Source organism: Kitasatospora sp. NPDC023385 (genome assembly GCF_055664045.1).
The window spans coordinates 34,839-54,366 of sequence record NZ_JBVOOL010000003.1; the positions used below are offsets into that span (position 1 = coordinate 34,839).

Here is a 19,528-nt window from a genome sequence, read left to right on the forward strand (position 1 = left end):
CGGCCCGGCGGGCGGCCGGGGGGTCCGGATCGAACGCATCACCCACCAGTGGTACATACGTCCGATGAGAACCTTCCGGGCCGCCCGCCCCCGCGTCCTGCTGACCGCCGTGGCGGCAGGCACCCTCCTCCTGGCGAGCGCCTGCAACACCACCCCCGAGCCCGCCCAGGACCAGGCCGCCGGCACCGCCGCGCCCACCGCCGCGAGCCCCGCGGCCGCCCCGACCCCGACCCCAACCGCCAAGCCCGGCGGCGAGGCCGACCCGGCGCTCAAGCCCTTCTACGGCCAGCAGATCACCTGGGCGGCCTGCCCGGCCGACCCCAAGGCCGAACAGGCCAAGGTCGACCTCTCCGGGATGCGGTGCGGCACGCTGCACGTCCCCCTCGACTACGCCGCGCCCGCCACCGACGCGATCGACCTCGCGCTGATCAAGTACCCCGCCGCCAAGCCGGACCAGCGGATCGGCTCACTGATGGTCAACCCGGGCGGCCCCGGCGGCTCCGGCGTCGAGATGGTCGAGTACGGCGCCAAGGACTTCGTCGGCACCCTGCACAACCGCTTCGACGTGATCGGCTTCGACCCCCGCGGCACCGGCGCCAGCGCGCCGGTCGTCTGCTACGACGACAAGCAGCACGACGCCCTCAACCAGGTGGACGACCCGGTGGACCCGGCCGAACGCAAGGCCGCGTACATCAAGCAGTCCACCGACCACGCCGCCGCCTGCCAGGCCAGGTCCGGCCGGCTGCTGCCCTTCGTCGGCACCCGCAACACGGCCCGGGACCTGGACGTGCTGCGCGCCGTCGTCGGCGACCGGAAGCTGAACTACCTGGGCATCTCCTACGGCACCTACCTCGGCGCCCTCTACGCCGAGGAGTTCCCGAAGAACACCGGCCGGCTGATCCTGGACGGCGCCGTCGACCCCGCTCAGGACACCCTGGACCACGGCGTGGACCAGCAGATCGGCTTCGAGAAGTCCTTCGAGCGCTTCGCCGCCGACTGCGTCGAGAACCACGCCGCCGAGTGCCCGCTCGGCAAGGACAGGGACAAGGCCGCCAAGAAGGCCGCCGACTTCCTCGACGGCCTGCACGACAACCCGCTCACCACCAAGGACGGCCGCAAGCTCGGCCGCGACCTGGCCTGGACCGGCACGATCTCGATGCTCTACGGCGACGAGAACACCTCCTGGAAGTACCTGCGGGTCGGCCTCGGCATGGCGATGACGATGAAGCGCGGCGACCTGCTGATGGCCTTCGCGGACGACTACGACGGACGCGACCAGAACGGCCACTACAGCCCGATGGAGGAGGCCAACGCCGCGATCGGCTGCGCGGACGCCGCCCGCCCCGCGCCCACCCCCGAACACGCCAAGGCGGCGGTGGACCGGCTGCTCGCCGAGGCTCCGCTGCTGTCCAAGGGCGTCACGGTGGACGACTACAGCGAGCCCGGCTGCGCCTACTGGCCGTTCAAGACCCAGGAGAAGCCGCACCCCATCCGGGCCGAGGGCAGCGCGCCGATCCTGGTGGTCGGCTCCACCGGCGACCCGGCCACCCCGTACGCCTCGGCCGAGTCGCTGGCCAAGGGCTTCGCCAACGCCACCCTGCTCACCCGGGTCGGCGAGGGCCACGGCGCGTTCGGCAAGGGCAACGTCTGCATCGACCGGGCCCTGGAGGCCTACCTGACCGACGGCACGATGCCGGCTCCGGGCACCCGCTGCACCTGAGGCAGCGGCGCGGCAACACGGGGAGGGCGCTGACACGAAGGTGTCAACGTCACAACTTGATAGCTCGTCCGGATGAATTCGGCGCGCGCCCTCCCCAACTGATGACCGCTCAACTACCTTGAAGGAGCTGCCGGACCGGGGCCGAGCACCCCTGCGCAGCCCCCATACTTCAGCTGCTCCACCACTCCCCTTCACCGGCACCTTCCCGCCCTCACGAGGAGGACCCGCTGGCCAGCGACATCCCGTCACAGCGGCTCGACGTCAGAACAGAGCCGACCCTCCTCGGGTTGCACCGCTTCAACGAGGCCGACGCCGGTGCCGCCGAGGAGGCCCTCCTGGCCTGCTGCGGCAGCCACCGCTGGGCGCTGCGCCTCACCGCACACCGGCCCTACCCCGACCTGGAGTCCCTGCTGGCCGCCGCCAGCGAGGCCTCCTACGACCTCCGCCCGGCCGACCTCACCGAGGCGCTCGCGGACGAGAGCTGGATGCCGCAACCGCTGCTCGGCATGCGGGCCCCCGGCAGCCAGGCCGCGCACACCGCGCTGCGGGCGGCGCACGCCGCGTACGAGGCCCGGTTCGGCCACGTCTTCGTCGTCTGCCTGGAGGGCGTCGCCCCGGAGGAGATGCTCGACACCGTGCTCTCCTCCATCCGCACCCGGCTCGCCAACGACCCGGACGAGGAGCGGCTGATCGCGGCGGACGAGCTCCGCCGGATCGCCCTCACCCGGTTGGAGCACCTGGTCGCCACCCATTCGGAGGCCGGAGCGCGCTGAGCCCCGGCCCTCCCCGCCCCTTCCCTCCCCTGACTCCTCCGCCCGCCTCCCCGGCTTCTCGGCCGGCGGCGGCGGGGCGGACAGGGCGAAGCGGCACGGACACCTCGACAGGGTGTCGGCGGTCGGGGGCGCCGTAGCGCACTCAGACGGTCACCCAGAGTGGTGAACGCGGGGCCGGTTCCTGTCCCACTAGGCCAGAAGTGCCTGATTGATCACACCTGGGGCCCCCGGGGGCGGTTACCGAGAAGGCGTCGATAGGATGCTCGCGGCCGGTGGACCGTACCCGGCCGGGCTGACCGACACCGAAGCCGGCCGAGCCCCCAATCGCTTCCGGAGGGTTTTTCCGTGCCGGCTGGAACGCTGTACCGCGGCCGGGAAGGTATGTGGAGCTGGGTGGCTCATCGAGTCACCGGCGTCCTCATCTTCTTCTTCCTGTTCGCCCACGTCCTGGACACCGCTCTGGTGCGAGTGTCGCCGGAGTCCTACGACACCGTCATCCAGACATACAAGACTCCCCTCGTGAACCTGATGGAGTACGGCCTGGTGGCCGCCATCCTGTTCCACGCCCTGAACGGCCTGCGGGTCGTCGCGGTGGACTTCTGGTCCAAGGGCCCCAAGTACCAGAAGCAGATGCTCTGGACCGTGGTCGGCATCTGGGTCGTCCTGATGGCCGGCTCCTTCTACGGAGTCCTGCAGCACACGCTGATCTCCTGGTTCGGGAAGTGAGCCGAGACATGTCCACGGAAATCTCCGACGCCGTAGTCGTCCCCTCCAAGCAGGCGCACACCGGCAAGGGCCTCGGGACCGGCAACCCGGCCGACGCGTTCGTCATCGAGCCGCCCCGCAAGCGGACCACGAAGACCCCGCGCCGCACCCGCACCAACTTCGAGATGCTGGCCTGGCTCTTCATGCGCCTGTCCGGTGTCGTCCTGGTCGTGCTGATCCTCGGCCACCTGATCATCATGCTGCTGCTCGACGGCGGCGTCTCCAAGATCGGCTTCGCCTTCGTGGCCGGCCGCTGGGCCTCGCCGTTCTGGCAGGGCTGGGACCTCCTGATGCTCTGGCTCGCCATGCTGCACGGCGCCAACGGCATGCGTCAGGTCATCAACGACTACGCCGAGAAGGACTCGACCCGGCTCTGGCTCAAGGGACTCATGGGTACCGCCACGGTCTTCACCGTGCTGCTCGGCACCCTGGTGATCTTCACCTTCGACCCCAACATCTGAGCCGCGAGCACCATCGACCATCGGCAGAGGCCAGAGGCGAGTTAAACCCCCATGCAGATTCACCAGTACGACACCGTCATCGTCGGCGCCGGCGGCGCCGGCATGCGTGCGGCCATCGAGTCGACGCAGCGCAGCCGCACCGCCGTCCTGACCAAGCTCTACCCGACCCGGTCCCACACCGGCGCGGCCCAGGGCGGCATGTGCGCCGCCCTCGCCAACGTCGAGGAGGACAACTGGGAGTGGCACACCTTCGACACGGTCAAGGGCGGTGACTACCTGGTCGACCAGGACGCCGCCGAGATCATGTGCAAGGAGGCCATCGACGCGGTCCTCGACCTGGAGAAGATGGGCCTGCCCTTCTCCCGCACCGAGCAGGGCCGGATCGACCAGCGCCGCTTCGGCGGCCACTCCCGCAACCACGGCGAGGCCCCGGTCCGCCGCTCGTGCTACGCGGCCGACCGCACCGGCCACATGATCCTCCAGACGCTGTTCCAGAACTGCGTCAAGCACGGCGTCGAGTTCTTCAACGAGTTCTACGTCCTCGACCTGCTGATCAACGAGGGCAAGACGGCCGGTGTCGTCGCCTACGAGTTGGCCACCGGCGAGATCCACGTCTTCCAGGCCAAGTCCGTCGTGTTCGCCTCCGGCGGCACCGGCAAGTTCTTCAAGGTCTCCTCCAACGCCCACACCCTCACCGGTGACGGCCAGGCCCTGGTGTACCGCCGCGGCCTGCCGCTGGAGGACATGGAGTTCTTCCAGTTCCACCCGACGGGCATCTGGCGCATGGGCATCCTGCTCACCGAGGGCGCCCGCGGCGAGGGCGGCATCCTGCGCAACAAGGACGGCGAGCGCTTCATGGAGCGCTACGCCCCCGTCATGAAGGACCTCGCGTCCCGTGACGTCTGCTCCCGCGCGATCTACACCGAGATCCGCGAAGGCCGCGGTTGCGGTCCGGAAGGCGACCACGTCTACCTGGACCTGACCCACCTGCCGCCGGAGCAGCTGGACGCCAAGCTCCCGGACATCACCGAGTTCGCGCGCACCTACCTCGGCATCGAGCCCTACACGGACCCGATCCCGATCCAGCCCACCGCGCACTACGCCATGGGCGGCATCCCGACCAACGTCGAGGGCGAGGTCCTGCGCAACAACACCGACGTCGTCCCCGGCCTGTACGCGGCCGGCGAGGTCGCGTGCGTGTCCGTGCACGGCGCCAACCGCCTGGGCACCAACTCGCTGCTGGACATCAACGTCTTCGGCAAGCGGGCCGGCATCGCCGCCGCCGACTACGCGCAGACGGTCGACTTCACCGAGCTGCCCGAGAACCCGGCCGACAAGGTGCAGGCGCTGGTCGACGGCCTGCGCGAGTCCACCGGCACCGAGTCCGTGGCGCAGATCCGCAAGGAACTGCAGGAGACCATGGACGCCAACGCGATGGTGTACCGCACCGGCGCCACCCTGAAGCAGGCGGTCGAGGACATCGCCGCGCTGCGGGAGCGTTACAAGCACGTCTCCATCCAGGACAAGGGCTTCCGCTACAACACGGACCTCCTGGAGGCCGTCGAGCTGGGCAACCTGCTCGACCTGGCCGAGGTGCTGGCCGTCTCCGCGCTGGCCCGCGAGGAGTCGCGCGGCGGTCACTACCGCGAGGACTTCCCGACCCGTGACGACGTGAAGTTCATGCAGCACACCATGGCGTACCAGGAGGTCGCCGCCGACGGCACCACCTCCATCCGCCTCGACTACAAGCCGGTCGTCACGACCCGCTACCAGCCGATGGAGCGTAAGTACTGATGAGCACTCCGACCGTGGAGAAGCACTCGGCCGCTCTGGACGCGGCCGAGGCCGGCGGCGTCCAGCTGATCACCGTCACCTTCCGGATCCGCCGGTTCAACCCGGAGGAGCACCCGGACCCGGTGTGGGTCGACTACCAGCTGGAGATGGACCCGAAGGAGCGCGTCCTGGACGCGCTCAACAAGATCAAGTGGGAGCAGGACGGCACCCTCACCTACCGCCGTTCCTGCGCGCACGGCATCTGCGGCTCCGACGCCATGCGGATCAACGGCCGCAACCGGCTGGCGTGCAAGACCCTGATCAAGGACGTCAACCCGGAGAAGCCGATCACGATCGAGGCCATAAAGGGCCTCACGGTCCTCAAGGACCTGGTCGTGGACATGGACCCGTTCTTCCAGGCGTACAAGGACGTCATGCCGTTCCTCATCACCAACGGGAACGAGCCGACCCGCGAGCGCCTGCAGTCCGCCGAGGAGCGCGAGCGCTTCGACGACACCACCAAGTGCATCCTGTGCGCCGCGTGCACGTCGTCCTGCCCGGTGTTCTGGAACGACGGCCAGTACTTCGGCCCGGCCGCGATCGTCAACGCGCACCGCTTCATCTTCGACTCGCGCGACGAGGGTGCCGAGCAGCGCCTGGAGATCCTCAACGACCGCGAGGGCGTGTGGCGCTGCCGCACCACCTTCAACTGCTCCGAGGCCTGCCCGCGTGGCATCGAGGTCACCAAGGCGATCCAGGAAGTGAAGCGGGCGCTGGTCACCCGCCGCTTCTGACCCCCGCCTGACCCCGGCTCACCCAGCCGTAGGCCCCCGCCCGATCCCCGGATCGGACGGGGGCCTCCGCGCGTTCCGGGCGGCCTGGCCGCGCCGGTCAGTCGGTGGCCGGGGTGGCGCGGCGGGTGGCGCGGAGGCCGCGCAGGCCGATGGTGCCGACGGCGATGCCGAGGAGGAAGGAGGTGACGGCGAGGAGGAGGTGGATCCAGAAGAAGGCGGTCGGCTGGGAGTGGTCGCCGTTCACGAAGGCCTGGCCGCCGGAGTCCTTCCACAGGTTCTTGACGAAGGTCGTCCAGATCATGATCGACCAGGCCCCGAAGGCGGTCAGGAACCAGGAGGTGCGGCGGCTGAGCTTCATGGGGGTCCTCGGCGGTGGCTTGTGAAGACGGTGTGCCTCCCCAGTATGCGCGGGCCGCCGATCGGCGTACGGCGGGCCCCTCCTGCGGAGGACGGGCCCGGAGCGGCGGACGCCGGGGGGTCGGAGTGGGTACGGTCTGCTGGTGTCCACACCCCGTCACACCTTCGCGCGTCTGTGCGCCGCGGCCACTGCGGCCCTACCGGTCCTGCTCACCGCCCCGGCGGCGGTCGCGGCCCCGCAGCAGCCGCCCCCGTCGGTCGCGGTCGGCGGCGAGAAGCTGGGGCTGCCCGGGGTGCAGGTCGCCCCGCTGGCGGGCACCCCGCCGCTGCCGACCGGACTCACCGGCCAGTCCTGGATAGTCTCCGACGCCGCGTCGGGAGAGGTGCTGGCGTCCTACAACCCGCACCTGCGACTGCCGCCGGCCAGCACCCTGAAGATCCTCTTCGCGGACACCGTGCTGCCCAAGTTCGACCGCAACGCGGTCCACAAGGTCGCCGACGAGGAGATCACCGGGATCGGCCCCGGCAGCAGCCTGGTCGGTATCAAGGAGGACCTGGAGTACCGGGTCGAGGACCTGTGGCGCGGGGTGTTCCTGAGCTCGGGCAACGACGCCGTGCACGTCCTGTCGCACATGAACGGCGGCATCCCGCAGACCGTCGCCGAGATGCAGACGCGCGCCGAGGCCCTGCAGGCGAAGGACACCAAGGTGATCTCCCCGGACGGCTACGACATGGACGGCCAGGTCTCCTCGGCGTACGACCTGTCGCTGTTCGCCCGGGCCGGCCTGCGCAACGCCGACTTCCGGATGTACTGCGCCACCCGGGACGCGATGTTCCCGGGCGCCGTGGACAAGAACACCGGCCAGCGCGGCAGCTTCGGGATTGCCAACACCGACCGGCTGCTGGGCAAGTACCCCGGTCTGATCGGCGTGAAGAACGGCACCACCACCAACGCCGGCTCGACCTTCGTCGGCGCCGCCGAACGCGACGGGCGCACCCTGCTGGTGACGGTGATGCACCCGGCCAGCTACCAGAAGGTGTACGACGAGACGGCCGCGCTGCTGGACTGGGGCTTCGCCGCGGCCGGGAAGGTCCAGCCCGTCGGCAAGCTGGTCGACGAGCTGCCGCCGGGCGGCGCCGAGCCGACCGGCCAGGCGGGCGGCACCGCCGGTACGCCCGCGCCGCCGCCGCACCCCTCCCCCACGGCCCAGCAGGCCGCCGCACCCGCCACCGGCGGGGACGACGGGCTCGGCCTCGCCGGCTGGTCGGCGGTGGTGCTGGCCGCGGCCGCGGCCGGGTACGGCGGGCGGGTCCTGTGGCGGCGGCGCTCCGCCGGCTGATCCCCGCCCGCGCGGGACGGCCCGGTCTCAGTCCTGGGGCCGGGCCTCGCCGTCCCTGGCGGCGGCCTGTTCCACGGTGCTCTCGGTCTTCTCGGCCTTCTCTGACTTATCGGCCTTCTCGCCCTTCTCGGCCTTCGAGGCCTCGGCCTCCGCCTTGTCCGCCGCCTCCAGCAGCGCCCGCCCCTGCGCCCTGGCCCGTTCCAGGGCGGCCGCCGGGTCGGCCGTCGCCGTCCAGGCCACGCAGTACATCAGCAGCCGGCAGACGAAGTTGATCCACAGCAGCAGCGCCACCGGTGTGGCGAAGGCCCCGTACAGGCTCCGCCCGGCGATCGAGCCGAGGTAGGAGGCGAGCAGGAGCTTCAGCAGTTCGAATCCGACCGCGCCGATCAGCGCGCCCTGCAGGAGGGCCGGTCGGCGCTGGCCGGTGATGCCGGGAAACGGCGCCAGCAGGTAGGCGAACAGCAGCATGTCGCACGCTATGACGATCAGCACGCCGACCCCGGTCAGCAGGTAGCCGCTGCCGAGGCCGATCGCTTCGGCGATCCGCCCGGCCAGGGTCGTCCCGGCGGCGGAGGCGGCCAGCGAGAACAGCGACACCAGGCCGAGGCCGCCCAGCACCACGACGTCCCAGGCCTTGCGCAGGACGGGGTTGGCGTCCTCGTCGGGCAGCTGCCAGACGTCCCGGATCGAGGTGCGCATGGTGTCGACCCAGCCGAGGCCGGAGACCAGCAGCAGCGCCCCGCCGACCACCCCGACCGCGCCCGCGTTGGCCACCAGGGCGGGCAGGTCGAGCGCGTCCGAGATGCCCGGGAGCTGGTCGGCGATGCGGTCCTGCAGTTCGTGCACCCGGCTGTCGCTGAGCGTCGCGACCGCGACCGCCAGGCCGACGGTGAGCAGCGGGAAGAGCGCGAGGAAGCCGAAGAAGGTGACGGCGCCCGCCAGCCGGTTGCCGCGGGCGGCGGTGAAGTGCTCGTACGCGCGGTACGGGCGGCTGCGCAGCACCCGGAGCACGAGCGGGCCGACGACCGGGAGGCGGGTCAGGAAGTCCACCCGACCGGTTATACCGGTCCGTCCCCCGAATGGCCGTCAGGCGCGGGCCTCACCGCTTGGCGAGTCGGCGGGCCTTCGCGAGCGCGCGGACGGCCTGGTAGGCGCCGTAGCGGCCGCGGCTGAGCAGTTCGGTGCGCACGCCGTCCACGCCGGCGGGCGGGTGGTAGCCGGCCGGGCGCAGCCGGGCGCAGTGTGCGGCCGCGCGGCGGAAGTACTCGCGGCGGTCGCCGGGCGGGACGCGGCCGGGCTTGGAGACCACGGTGTTGAGGTGGTGCAGCATCCGGCCGTAGACGACCGGGCGCCAGCGGTCGAGGTCGGGGCGGCGGTCGAGGAAGGCGAAGACCAGGTCGTACTGGGCGAAGACGTCGAAGTGCTTGCGGCCGGCCGTGGCCAGGATGTTGCCGCCCTCCTGGCGCTGGCGGTAGTGCACGCCGACCTGGTCGAGCAGGGTGATCCGGGCGGCGGCGAGCAGCGCCGGGTACGTCCAGGGGGTGTCCTCGTAGTAGCCGGCCGGGAAGACCAGCCGCTGCTCGGTGACGAAGTCGCGGCGGTAGGCCTTGTTCCAGACGACTTGGAGCAGGTCGAGCAGGTCGGGGCGGGCGGCGAGGTCGAAGACGTCCGGGGAGTCGGCGCCGAAGACGTGCGCGGAGGCGGCGCGGGTGGTCCGGCCGTCGGCGTAGGTGCGGGCGTAGTCGTAGACCAGGACGTCCGGGTCGCCGGTGGCGGTGAGCCGTGCGTCGATGCTCCTGAGCAGGCCGGGGGTGAGGGTGTCGTCGCTGTCGAGGAAGACCACGTAGTCGCCGGTGGCGGCCGCCAGGCCGGCGTTGCGGGCCCGGCCGAGGCCGACGTTCTCCGGCAGGTGGAGCACCCGGACCCGGGGGTCCGCGGCGGCCTCGTCCAGCATCGCCGCGCAGCCGTCCGGGGAGCGGTCGTCCACCGCGATCAGTTCGAAGTCCGGGCCGTCCTGTCCGAGCACCGAGTCGAGGCACTCGGCGAGGTAGTCCTGGACGTTGTACACAGGGACGATGACGCTGAAGCGGGGCACGGGGCCAGCGTAGTAGCCCAGGGGAGGGCTCCGGCCCCGGAGGTAGGATCAGGACGCACGTACGCACCGATCAAGTGCGGTCAGGCCCCCACCGGGCTGCCACGCTCCTTCCCGAGAAAGGCCTGCGTAGCCGATGGCTCCCCGCCTCTCCATCGTCGTTCCGATCTACAACGTCGAGCGTTACCTCGTCGAGTGCCTCGACTCGATCGCCGCCCAGTCCTTCACGGACTTCGAGTGCGTCATGGTCGACGACGGGTCGAAGGACGACAGCGCGGCGCTCGCCGAGGCGTACGCGGCCGAGGACTCCCGGTTCCGGCTGGTCCGCCAGGTGAACAAGGGACTCGGCGCGGCCCGCAACACGGGCATCCGGCACATCGACCCGGACTCCGAGTTCCTGTGCTTCGTGGACAGTGACGACTCGATGCCGCCGAGTGCGTACGAGCTGATGATCAACACGCTGGACGAGACTGGCTCGGACTTCTGCACCGGCAACGTGCTGCGCTTCCGGGCCGTGGGCTACTACCAGTCCGGCGGCCATGTGAAGCCGTTCAAGGAGACCCGGCTCAAGACCCACATCACCGAGATCCCGGCGCTGGTCACCGACCGCACCGCGTGGAACAAGGTGTACCGCCGCTCCTTCTTCGACGCGGCCGGCCTGCTCTACCCCGAGGGCATCCTGTACGAGGACGCACCGGTCAGCGTGCCGCACCACTACCTGGCCAAGAGCGTGGACGTGCTCTCCGAGCCGATCTACCACTGGCGCGAGCGCGAGGTCGGCGAGATGTCGATCACGCAGATGCGCACCAACCCCAAGGGCCTGGTCGACCGTGTCACCTCGGTGGAGCTGGTCCGCGGCTGGCTGAAGAAGCAGACCGAGCCGCGCTTCGCCCAGTACCTGCGCTCCTACGACGAGAACACCCTCGTCGAGGAGATCCCGATGTTCTTCTGGTCCGTCGTGGACGGCGACAAGGAGTACCGGGACGCCTACGTCCAGAGCGTCAGCCGGCTGCTCCGGGCGATCGGCCCCGAGCAGGTCCGCAAGCTGCGCGCGCCGCTGCGGCTGAAGTACCACCTGACCCTGGCGGGCCGGGTGGACGAGCTGGTCGAGCAGATCAAGTACGAGGGCGAGAGCGGCGGCGGCGTGCAGGCCCGCGGGCTGCTGCGCCCGTACGCGGACTACCCGTTCCTGCGCGGCGGCCGCAAGAGCGTGCCGGCCGGTGTGCTCAAGCTGGACAACTCGCTGGTCATGCGCAGCCGGCTGTACGAGAGCGCCTGGGTGGGCGGCAAGCTGCAGCTGAGCGGGCACGCGTACCCGGAGCAGCTGGGCGCGGCCTCCAAGCACGACATGGTCCGCACCCTGGTGCTGCGCGAGACCAAGGGCCGCCGGACGATCGCGGTGCCGATGAAGACCACGTACAGCCCCGAGGCCACCGCCAGCTGCAACCACGACCTGTACAACTGCGACTGGTCCGGCTTCACCGTCGCCGTAGACCCGAAGAAGCTCAAGCACCGCGGCCAGTGGAAGGACGGCCACTGGCGCTTCCTGGTGGCCGGCGCGGGCAAGGGCGGGGTCTACAAGGGCCGGGTCTCGGCCGGCTGGAGCGACACCGCGCAGTACGTGCCGGCGCACTGGGTCGAGCCGGACGTGCGGATCGCGCCGTGGGTCCGGGACAGCTTCCTCTACCTGCGGGTGGAGACGGTCAAGGCCCGGGTGACCGGCCTGACCGCGCACGCCGGCCGGGTCGAGGTCTCGGGTGCGGCCCGCTCCGGCCCGAGCTTCGCCGGGGCCCGGCTGCAGCTCACCCACCTCGAATCGGACCGCGAGGTGACCGTCCCGCTGGAACTGGGCGCGCCGGCCGGCTCGCTGCAGCCCTTCACCGCCTCCTTCGCGGCCGCCGAACTGACCGCCGTCCGCGAGGCCTGGGCCGAGCTGGACCCGGTGGCCTCCGAGCGCAGCCGCGACCGCTGGGACACCGCGCTGCTGCTGGCCGACGGCAGCGTCGTGGAGCTGGCCTGGGACGAGCGCAACGCGCCCGAGCGGCTGCACCTGCCGCTGAACCCGCAGGCCCCGGCGGGCAGCCGCCGGGCACTCTACGCCAAGCCCTCCCCCGGCGGGCACCTGCAGTTCTCCGACCAGGTGCTGCAGCCGCTGGTGGACGAGGTGTCCTCGCGCGGCGCCGACGGCTTCCTGCTCAGCGGCTCGTTCCCGCTGCCCGGCGCGCACCGCTGGGAGCTGGTGGTCCGTCACCACTGGCGCGAGGAGGAGCACGTCTACCCGGTGGAGATCTCGGACGGCCGGTTCCGCACCGCGCTGCCCACCGTGCCCACCGCCACCTACGCCGGCCGGGTGCCGCTCGCCAAGGGCACCTGGTCCGTCTTCTTCCGCCCGGTCGGAGCGGTCGAAGCACTGCCCGACGCCGCCGCGCTGGTCACCCCGGACTGCTTCGACGCGCTGCCGCTGGAGGTCGAGTCCCGCGGCAAGCGCATCGTGCTGGAGCGCCGCCACCACGACGGCCTGTCGCTGGAGTCGCACGGGGCGCTGCTGCCCGAGGAGCGGTCCGGCTACCGCCAGCGCCAGCTGCGCACCGTCGACTACCCGGCCGCCCGCCGGCTGCCGGTGCGCGACACGGTGCTGTACAACGCCGGCAACGGCAGCATGTACGCCGACTCGCCGCGGGCGGTCCACGAGGAGCTGGTCCGCCGGGGCCTGCCGCTGGAGCACCTGTGGGGCAGCGACGACCTGCAGGTGGAGCTGCCGCAGAGCGCGACGCCCGTCCGGCTGTGGAGCCCCGAGTGGTTCGAGGCGCTGGCCACCGCCAAGTACATCGTCACCGGCACCCACCTGCCCGACTTCTTCGTCCGCCGCCCCGGCCAGGTGGTCCTGCAGACCTGGCAGGGCACCCCGCTGAAGCAGGTCGGCCTGGACTTCGAGAAGGTCTGGTTCACCGACTCCAACTACCTCAAGGGCCTGGCCCGGGAGGTGCCGAACTGGAGCCTGCTGACGGCCGGCAACAGCTGGTCGGCCCCGGTGCTGCGGCGCGCCTTCGACTTCAAGGGCGAGATCCTGGAGAGCGGCTCGCCCCGGAACGACCGGCTGTTCGCCGTCGACCGGGAGAAGACCGCCGAGCAGGTCCGGGAGCGGCTCGGCCTGCCCGAGGGCAAGAAGGTCGTGCTGTACGCGCCGACCTGGCGCGAGGACCGGCGCCGTCCGCAGGGCGGCTACCAGATCGACCTGCGGATCGACCTGGCGGCGGCCAAGGCCGCGCTCGGCGACGACCAGGTGCTGCTGGTGCGCCGGCACAACGTGATGTGCGGTCAGATCCCGGGTGCCGGCAACGGCTACATCTGGGACGTCGGCAGCTACCCCGACATGGCGGAGCTGCTGCTGATCGCCGACGTCCTGGTGACCGACTACTCGGCGAGCGTGTTCGACTTCGCGTCGACCGGCAAGCCGATGCTCTTCTTCACCTACGACCTGGAGCACTACCGGGACAACCTGCGCGGTTTCAGCCTGGACTTCGAGGCGGAGGCGCCCGGCCCGCTGATCTCCACCTCCGAGGAGCTGGTCGCCGCGCTGGGCCGGACGGACGAGGTCGCGGCCGAGTACGCGGACAAGTACGCCGCGTTCCGAGAGGCGTACTGCGATCTGGACGACGGCAAGGCCGCCGCCCGGGTGGTCGACGCGATGCTCCGCACGGAGTAGCTTCCGCGAGCGGTCCACGAGGCGCCCGACACCACCGGTGTCGGGCGCCTCCGCGTTTCCGGGAGCCATTCGGGCGCTATTCGGCAATGGCCAGCCCGAACACCGGAACAATCCTCGAACCGGCGTTCCCGAAAATGAATTCCCAGGGAATTCGAAAAAGCGTGCAGTTGACCCGGATGCAATTTCTGGATGGGATATGGATTTCCATTCCGAAGGGCTCCCACCGCCATGCCTGTGCTCACCCGGATCGTCCTGCCGCACGCCGCCCCCCGGGTGACCACGGGGCGCCCCGCCGAGGACCGGGACGTGGCGTTCGGACTCTTACGCGCCCGCTGGCACGCCCGCGGCCTGGAGCTCACCGGCTTCGCCCGCCCGAACGGCCTGGACACCGGCCGCCCCGGCTCCGCCTGGACCTGGCTGACCCTGCGCCACGACAACGGCACCGAACCGCCCGTGCACCTGCGCTCCAGACCGCGCAGGATGCCCGAGATCACCGACGACAGCGCCCAGCCCGAGTACAACCACGACTGGTCGGGCTTCACCGCCCTGCTGGAGCCCGGCCGGCTGCGCCGCGAGGACCGCTGGCTGCTCGGCGACTGGCAGATCGAGACCACCCTCTTCACCCGCCCCCGCGCCACCCGGGTGCGCCGCCAGTACGGCGCCCTGGCCCCGCACTGGTGCGGCTCCGGCGAGTACCCGCCCGCCCGCTGGGTGGACCACGACGTCCGCCTCCAGCCGTACTTCGAGGACGACCGGCTGCGGCTGCGGCTGGAGCGCCCCGCCGTACGGATCACCCGGGCCGCCCGCACCGCCGGCGGCCTCGACCTGACCGGCGTCGCCGACTCCTGCCCCTTGGGCACCGTGCTGCGGCTGCGCCACCGGGAGAGCGACGCGGTGGTCGAGCAGCCGCTCACCCGCGCCGGCGACACCTTCACCACCCGCCTGCCGTACCGGCCGCTGACCGCCGCCGGGCGCGGCATCGGCGGACTGGAGCACTGGGACGCCGAACTGCTGCACCCCGACGGCGCCACCGCGCGGCTCTGCCTCGACGAACGCGGCGGCGCGGTGGCCGGCCAGCACCCGCTGCCCGGGGCGCCGGGCCGCGTGCTCTACCTCAAGCACCTCGCCGACGGCCGGCTCCAGGTCTGCGTCCAGCCCGCGGCCGGCCTGGTCGACCGGATCGCCGTCCGGCCCGACGGCTTCGAACTGTCCGGCCACTGCCCGGACCCGGCGGCGGACCGGCTGGAGCTGGTGCTGCGGCACTGCGGCACCGGGAACGAGGTCCGCGCCCCCGTCGAGACCGCCCCGGACGGCCGGTTCCGGGCCCGAGTGCCCGCCACCCGCACCGGCTCGGACGGCGTCGCACTGCCGCTGCGCAAGGGTATCTGGGAGGCCGCGCTGGAGCCGGGCGACGGCACCGGCCCGAGCCGCCCGCTGCTCGCCGCCCCCGCCGCGCTGCCCGCGCTGCCCGCCGCCGCCACGGCCGGCGGCAAGCAGGTCCTGCTGCAGCGCCGCTGGCACGACACCCTGCTGGTGGACTCCACCCCGGTGCTCACCGCCACCGAGCGCAGCGCCTGGACGCAGAGCCGCCAGCGCGCCGAGCACTACCCGGCCGCCCGCCGCGAGCCGCTGCGCGAGGCGGTCCTGTACGACGTGTTCGGCGGCCGCGGCTACGCCGACTCGCCGCGCGCGGTGCACGCCGAACTCGCGCGCCGCGGCGCGCCCTTGGAGCACCTGTGGGTGGTCGACGACGCCCAGGCCGCGGTGCCGGCCGGGATCACCCCGGTCCGGACCTGGAGCCCGGAGTGGTACCGGGCGCTGGCCACCTGCCGGTACCTGGTCGGCAACACCCACTTCCCGGAGTTCCTGGAGCGCCGCCCCGGCCAGGTCGTCGTGCAGACCTGGCACGGCTCGCTGCTGAAGCGGATCGCCCACGACGTCGAGAGCCCCTGGCTGGCCGACCACGGCTACCTGGCGGCGCTCGACCGGGAGACCCCGCAGTGGAGCCTGCTGCTCTCCCCCAGCCCGTTCGCCACCCCGATCCTGCGGCGCGCCTTCCGCTACGGGGGCGAGGTGCTGGAGTCCGGCTACCCCCGCAACGACCTGCTCGCCCGCCCGGACGGCCGGACCGCCGAGACCGTCCGCCGCCGGCTCGGCGTCCCCGACGGCAGGCGGATCGTGCTGTACGCGCCGACCTGGCGCGAGGACCAGCAGCGCGGCGACGGCGACGGCTTCCGGCTCGACCTGCGGCTGGACCTCGACCACGCCCGGCGGCTGCTCGGCGGTGACCACGTGCTGCTCGTCCGCCCGCACACCCACGTGCGCGAGCCGCTGCCCGGCGCCGGCGACGGCTTCCTGTACGACTGCGGGGACTACCCCGACCCGCAGGAACTGCTGCTGGTCGCGGACGTGCTGGTGACCGACTACTCGTCGATCATGTTCGACTTCGCGATCACCGGCCGCCCGATGTACTTCTTCACCTACGACCTGGAGCACTACCGCGACACCCTGCGCGGCTTCTACTTCGACTTCGAGTCGAACGCCCCCGGTCCCCTGGTGCCGACCTCGGCTGGACTGCTCGGCGCGCTGCGCGGACTCGCCGACGGCGGCGCCCGGCTGCCGCCCGGCTACACCGGGCGCTACCGGCGCTTCCAGGACGAGCACTGCGTCCTGGACGACGGCGGCGCGGCGCGGCGGGTGGTCGACCGGATGCTCGAACTGGGCCGGGCTGCAGGCTAGTTCGGGATCGGCTGGATCGGCTCCGGCAGCAGGGGCAGGGCCGGAAGGGGGCCCGTCAGGAGAACGAGTAGCCCCGCCAGGGCCGCCAGACCTCGTCCGCGTCGAAGCGGGACAGGCCGAAGCCCGGCACCGGGAAGGCGGCCCGGAAGCCGCGCGCCTGCTCGTACGCCTGGTCCAGCACGTCGTCCGGCAGCCCGTGCGCGACCGTCACGTGCGGGTGGTACGGGAACGCCAGCTCGCGGGCCAGCGGCCCGGAGCGGATGTCCGCCTCCAGCAGCCGGCACTCCTGCGCGCCCTCCTCGACCCGGACGAACACCACCGGGGAGACCGGGCGGAAGGTGCCGCTGCCGCGCAGCAGCATCCGGAACGGCCGGTGCGCGGCGGCCACCGCCGCCAGGTGCTCCTCGATCTTCGGCAGCGCCTCGGCCGGCACCTCGGTCGGCGGCAGCAGGGTGACGTGCGTCGGTATCGACCGGGCCAGCGGATCGCCGTGCCCGGCCCGGGCGTCCTGGATCGCCGCGCCGTACGGATCCGGGACGCTCACGGACACGCCGATGGTGACGACCTCCGGGAGGCCGCCACCACCGGGCGGGGGTGTGAGGGGAGTCACCGCTTGGCGGCCGGGAGGAAGCCGATCCGGTCGTACACCGTCTCCAGCGTCCGGGAGGCCACCTCACGGGCCTTCCACGCGCCGTTCGCCAGCACCCGGTCCAGCTCGGCCGGGTCGTCCAGGAAGGTGCGGGTGCGCTCCTGGAAGGGGGTGACCCACTCGGTGAACAGCTCGGCCAGCTCGGTCTTCAGGGCGCCGTACATCCTGCCCTCGAAGTGCTCGACCAGCTGGTCGACCGACTGGCCGCTGAGCGCCGAGTGGATGCGCAGCAGGTTGGAGACGCCCGGCTTCCCGTCCTCGTCGTAGGAGACGACGGTGCCGGTGTCGGTGACGGCGCTCTTGAACTTCTTGGCGCTCACCTTCGGCTCGTCCAGCAGGCTCACCAGGCCCTTGACCGAGGAGGCGGACTTGCTCATCTTCACGTCCGGGTCCTGCAGGTCCATGATCTTCGCCGTCTCCTTGAGGATGTACGGCTTGGGGATCGTGAAGCTCCGGCCGAAGCGGGTGTTGAAGCGCTCGCCGATGTCGCGGGTGATCTCCACGTGCTGGCGCTGGTCCTCGCCGACCGGGACGGCGTCCGCCTGGTAGAGCAGGATGTCCGCGATCTGGAGGATCGGGTAGGTGAACAGGCCGACCGTGGTGCTGTCGGAGCCGTACCGGGCGGACTTGTCCTTGAACTGGGTCATCCGGGCGGCCTCGCCGAAGCCGGTGAGGCAGTTCATCACCCAGGCGAGCTGCGCGTGTTCGGGCACGTGCGACTGGACGAACAGGGTGCAGTGGTCCGGGTCCAGGCCCGCGCCGAGCAGCTGGGCCGCGGAGATCCGGGTGTTCTCGCGCAGCGTCGCCGGGTCCTGAGGCACCGTGATCGCGTGCAGGTCGACGACCATGTAGAAGGCGTCGTTGTCCTTCTGCAGGTCGACCCACTGGCGCACCGCGCCCAGGTAGTTGCCGAGGTGGAACGAGCCGGAGGTTGGCTGGATGCCGGAGAGCACCCGGGGACGGTCCTTGGCCGGACCGGTGACCGCTGCGTTGACCATGCGGGCCATTGTTCCAGTTCCACCGGTCGCTCAGGAAACCTCCGCCCCCGGAGGTTCGGCCAGTGTGACCGCACTCACCCTCACCCGGGCGATCCGCCGGCCCTCGACCTTGGCCACCGTCAGCAGCACCCGGCCGCCGCCCTCCAGCGGGACGCGCACCTGGTCGCCGTCCCGGGGCAGCCGGCCGAGCGAGGCGACCAGGCAGCCGGCCACCGTCTCGTACGGGCCCTCGGGCAGGGTGACGCCGGTCTCCTCCGCGAAGTCGCCGAGGTTGAGCAGGCCGTCCAGTTCGATGCCGCCGCCGGCGAGGCGGCGGGTGGGGGCGGTCTCCGGCCGGTCGTACTCGTCCCGGATCTCGCCGATCACCTCCTCGACCAGGTCCTCCAGGGTGACGATCCCCGCGGTGCCGCCGTACTCGTCCACCACGATGGCCAGGTGGTGGCCCTCGCGGCGCATCTCGCCCATCGCCTCCAGCACCCGCTTGGTGCCGGGCAGCAGCTTCACCGGGCGGGACAGGTCGCGGACCTTGGCGGCCTGCTCGCCGCGCGCGCCGTACAGGTCGCGGACGTGGACGAAGCCGACCACCGCGTCGGCGCTGCCCTCGACCACCGGGTAACGCGAGTGCGGCGAGGTGTCGGCCTGCTGCCGTACGGCGGCCAGCGGGCGCTCGGCGTCCAGGAAGGTCACCTCGGTGCGCGGGACCATCACCTCGCGCAGCTGGCGCTCCCCGGCGGCGAACACATCGGCGATCAACGCCCGTTCGTCGCTCCCCAGTTCGGTGTTGGCGGCGACCAGGCCGCGCAGTTCCTCGGAGCTCATCGAGCCGCGGCCGGCCGCCGGGTCGCCGCCGAGGAGGCGGACCATCAGGTTGGTGGAGTGGCCGAGCAGCCAGATCACCGGGCGCAGCACGACCGACATCACGTCCACCACCGGGGCTGCGATGACGGCGATGGACTCGGCGCGCTGCAGGCCGATCCGCTTCGGGGTCAGCTCGCCGAGCACCAGCGAGGCGTAGCTGATCACCAGGGTGAGGCCGACCAGGGCGACCGCGTCGGCCGCGCCCTGGGCCAGGCCGGCCCGGACGAACAGCGGGGCGACCTTGCCGGACAGGGTGTCCGCCCCGAACGCGGCGGACAGGAAGCCCATGCAGGTCACGCCGACCTGGACGGCGGCCAGGAAGCGGTTCGGATCGGCGGCCAGGTGCGCGGCCCGAGCCGAACGCCGGGTGCCGTGTGCCTCCAGCGTCCGGATCTGGCCCTCGCGCAGCGAGATCAGCGAGATCTCGGCGACGTTGAACAGTCCGCCCAGCAGGATGAAGACGAGGACGAGCGCGGCGTCCCCGAGGGTTTCGTTCACAGCGG

At 71.8% G+C, this 19,528-nt stretch carries 15 protein-coding genes; 9 read left to right on the forward strand and 6 right to left on the reverse strand.

The genetic code is table 11. The features are described 5' to 3' along the window. Nucleotides 1-64: 64 nt before the first annotated feature. The 6 genes from AC0B61_RS06070 (at nt 65) to AC0B61_RS06095 (ending at nt 6,286) form a co-directional block, all read left to right on the forward strand. The gene (locus AC0B61_RS06070; RefSeq protein WP_471739421.1) at nt 65-1,720 is read left to right on the forward strand and encodes an alpha/beta hydrolase; all 1,656 of its coding nucleotides are present in this window, start codon (nt 65-67) and stop codon (nt 1,718-1,720) included. Between the two features lie 287 nt (nt 1,721-2,007). Beyond that, nucleotides 2,008-2,493, forward strand: coding sequence for a 2-oxo-4-hydroxy-4-carboxy-5-ureidoimidazoline decarboxylase (locus AC0B61_RS06075; protein WP_471739422.1), 486 nt, complete (start codon nt 2,008-2,010; stop codon nt 2,491-2,493). A 345-nt stretch (nt 2,494-2,838) separates the two neighbouring features. Beyond that, nucleotides 2,839-3,219, forward strand: a complete 381-nt coding sequence (sdhC, locus tag AC0B61_RS06080) for a succinate dehydrogenase, cytochrome b556 subunit (RefSeq protein WP_471739423.1) — start codon at nt 2,839-2,841, stop codon at nt 3,217-3,219. Nucleotides 3,220-3,227: 8 nt separating this feature from the next. After that, nucleotides 3,228-3,719: a succinate dehydrogenase, hydrophobic membrane anchor protein gene (gene sdhD / locus AC0B61_RS06085; RefSeq protein WP_471739424.1), complete on the forward strand. Its 492-nt coding sequence runs from the start codon at nt 3,228-3,230 to the stop codon at nt 3,717-3,719. 51 nt (nt 3,720-3,770) lie between these two features. Next, the gene (gene sdhA / locus AC0B61_RS06090) at nt 3,771-5,513 is read left to right on the forward strand and encodes a succinate dehydrogenase flavoprotein subunit (RefSeq protein ID WP_471739425.1); all 1,743 of its coding nucleotides are present in this window, start codon (nt 3,771-3,773) and stop codon (nt 5,511-5,513) included. Continuing rightward, on the forward strand, nt 5,513-6,286 hold the full coding sequence (locus AC0B61_RS06095; RefSeq protein WP_471739426.1) for a succinate dehydrogenase iron-sulfur subunit: 774 nt from the start codon (nt 5,513-5,515) through the stop codon (nt 6,284-6,286). Before sdhA ends, AC0B61_RS06095 begins: the two co-directional genes overlap by 1 nt. Before the next feature lie 97 nt (nt 6,287-6,383). On the opposite strand, the gene AC0B61_RS06100 is transcribed toward AC0B61_RS06095, so the two are convergent. After that, nucleotides 6,384-6,644, reverse strand: a complete 261-nt coding sequence (locus AC0B61_RS06100) for an SCO4848 family membrane protein (RefSeq protein WP_471739427.1) — start codon at nt 6,642-6,644, stop codon at nt 6,384-6,386. A 142-nt stretch (nt 6,645-6,786) separates the two neighbouring features. Here AC0B61_RS06100 and AC0B61_RS06105 point away from each other — a divergent pair, with 142 nt between their 5' ends. Next, nucleotides 6,787-7,983, forward strand: a complete 1,197-nt coding sequence (locus tag AC0B61_RS06105; RefSeq protein ID WP_471739428.1) for a D-alanyl-D-alanine carboxypeptidase family protein — start codon at nt 6,787-6,789, stop codon at nt 7,981-7,983. 27 nt (nt 7,984-8,010) lie between these two features. Here the strand turns inward: AC0B61_RS06105 and AC0B61_RS06110 are convergent, their stop codons facing one another. Further along, the gene (locus tag AC0B61_RS06110) at nt 8,011-9,033 is read right to left on the reverse strand and encodes a YihY/virulence factor BrkB family protein (protein ID WP_471739429.1); all 1,023 of its coding nucleotides are present in this window, start codon (nt 9,031-9,033) and stop codon (nt 8,011-8,013) included. A 49-nt stretch (nt 9,034-9,082) separates the two neighbouring features. Then, nucleotides 9,083-10,078 carry a glycosyltransferase family 2 protein gene (locus AC0B61_RS06115; RefSeq protein ID WP_471739430.1) on the reverse strand — a complete coding sequence of 332 codons (996 nt, stop codon included), beginning with the start codon at nt 10,076-10,078 and terminating at the stop codon, nt 9,083-9,085. Between the two features lie 133 nt (nt 10,079-10,211). On the opposite strand from AC0B61_RS06115, the gene AC0B61_RS06120 reads away from it, so the two are divergent. Then, complete coding sequence (locus AC0B61_RS06120) at nt 10,212-13,781, forward strand: bifunctional glycosyltransferase/CDP-glycerol:glycerophosphate glycerophosphotransferase (RefSeq protein ID WP_471739431.1); 3,570 nt, start codon at nt 10,212-10,214, stop codon at nt 13,779-13,781. A gap of 228 nt (nt 13,782-14,009) precedes the next feature. Then, nucleotides 14,010-16,520 carry a CDP-glycerol glycerophosphotransferase family protein gene (locus tag AC0B61_RS06125; RefSeq protein WP_471739432.1) on the forward strand — a complete coding sequence of 837 codons (2,511 nt, stop codon included), beginning with the start codon at nt 14,010-14,012 and terminating at the stop codon, nt 16,518-16,520. A 55-nt stretch (nt 16,521-16,575) separates the two neighbouring features. Here AC0B61_RS06125 and AC0B61_RS06130 read toward each other — a convergent pair whose 3' ends face one another. The 3 genes from AC0B61_RS06130 to AC0B61_RS06140 form a co-directional block, all read right to left on the reverse strand. After that, nucleotides 16,576-17,064 (reverse strand): 2'-5' RNA ligase family protein, encoded by a 489-nt coding sequence (locus tag AC0B61_RS06130; RefSeq protein WP_471739433.1) that lies wholly within the window; start codon nt 17,062-17,064, stop codon nt 16,576-16,578. A gap of 62 nt (nt 17,065-17,126) precedes the next feature. Continuing rightward, nucleotides 17,127-18,122, reverse strand: coding sequence for a tryptophan--tRNA ligase (gene trpS, locus AC0B61_RS06135; protein WP_471739782.1), 996 nt, complete (start codon nt 18,120-18,122; stop codon nt 17,127-17,129). A 75-nt stretch (nt 18,123-18,197) separates the two neighbouring features. Beyond that, a complete protein-coding gene (locus AC0B61_RS06140) occupies nt 18,198-19,523 on the reverse strand; it encodes a hemolysin family protein (RefSeq protein WP_471739434.1) in 1,326 nt (441 codons plus the stop codon). Nucleotides 19,524-19,528 lie beyond the last annotated feature (5 nt).

Coding starts and splice junctions, on each gene's coding strand:
- AC0B61_RS06070 (WP_471739421.1), top strand. CDS start 65: ATGAGAACCTTCCGGGCCGCCCGCCCCCGCGTCCTGCTGACCGCCGTG.
- sdhD (WP_471739424.1), top strand. CDS start 3,228: ATGTCCACGGAAATCTCCGACGCCGTAGTCGTCCCCTCCAAGCAGGCG.
- sdhA (WP_471739425.1), top strand. CDS start 3,771: ATGCAGATTCACCAGTACGACACCGTCATCGTCGGCGCCGGCGGCGCC.
- AC0B61_RS06095 (WP_471739426.1), top strand. CDS start 5,513: ATGAGCACTCCGACCGTGGAGAAGCACTCGGCCGCTCTGGACGCGGCC.
- AC0B61_RS06100 (WP_471739427.1), bottom strand. CDS start 6,644: ATGAAGCTCAGCCGCCGCACCTCCTGGTTCCTGACCGCCTTCGGGGCC.
- AC0B61_RS06120 (WP_471739431.1), top strand. CDS start 10,212: ATGGCTCCCCGCCTCTCCATCGTCGTTCCGATCTACAACGTCGAGCGT.
- AC0B61_RS06125 (WP_471739432.1), top strand. CDS start 14,010: ATGCCTGTGCTCACCCGGATCGTCCTGCCGCACGCCGCCCCCCGGGTG.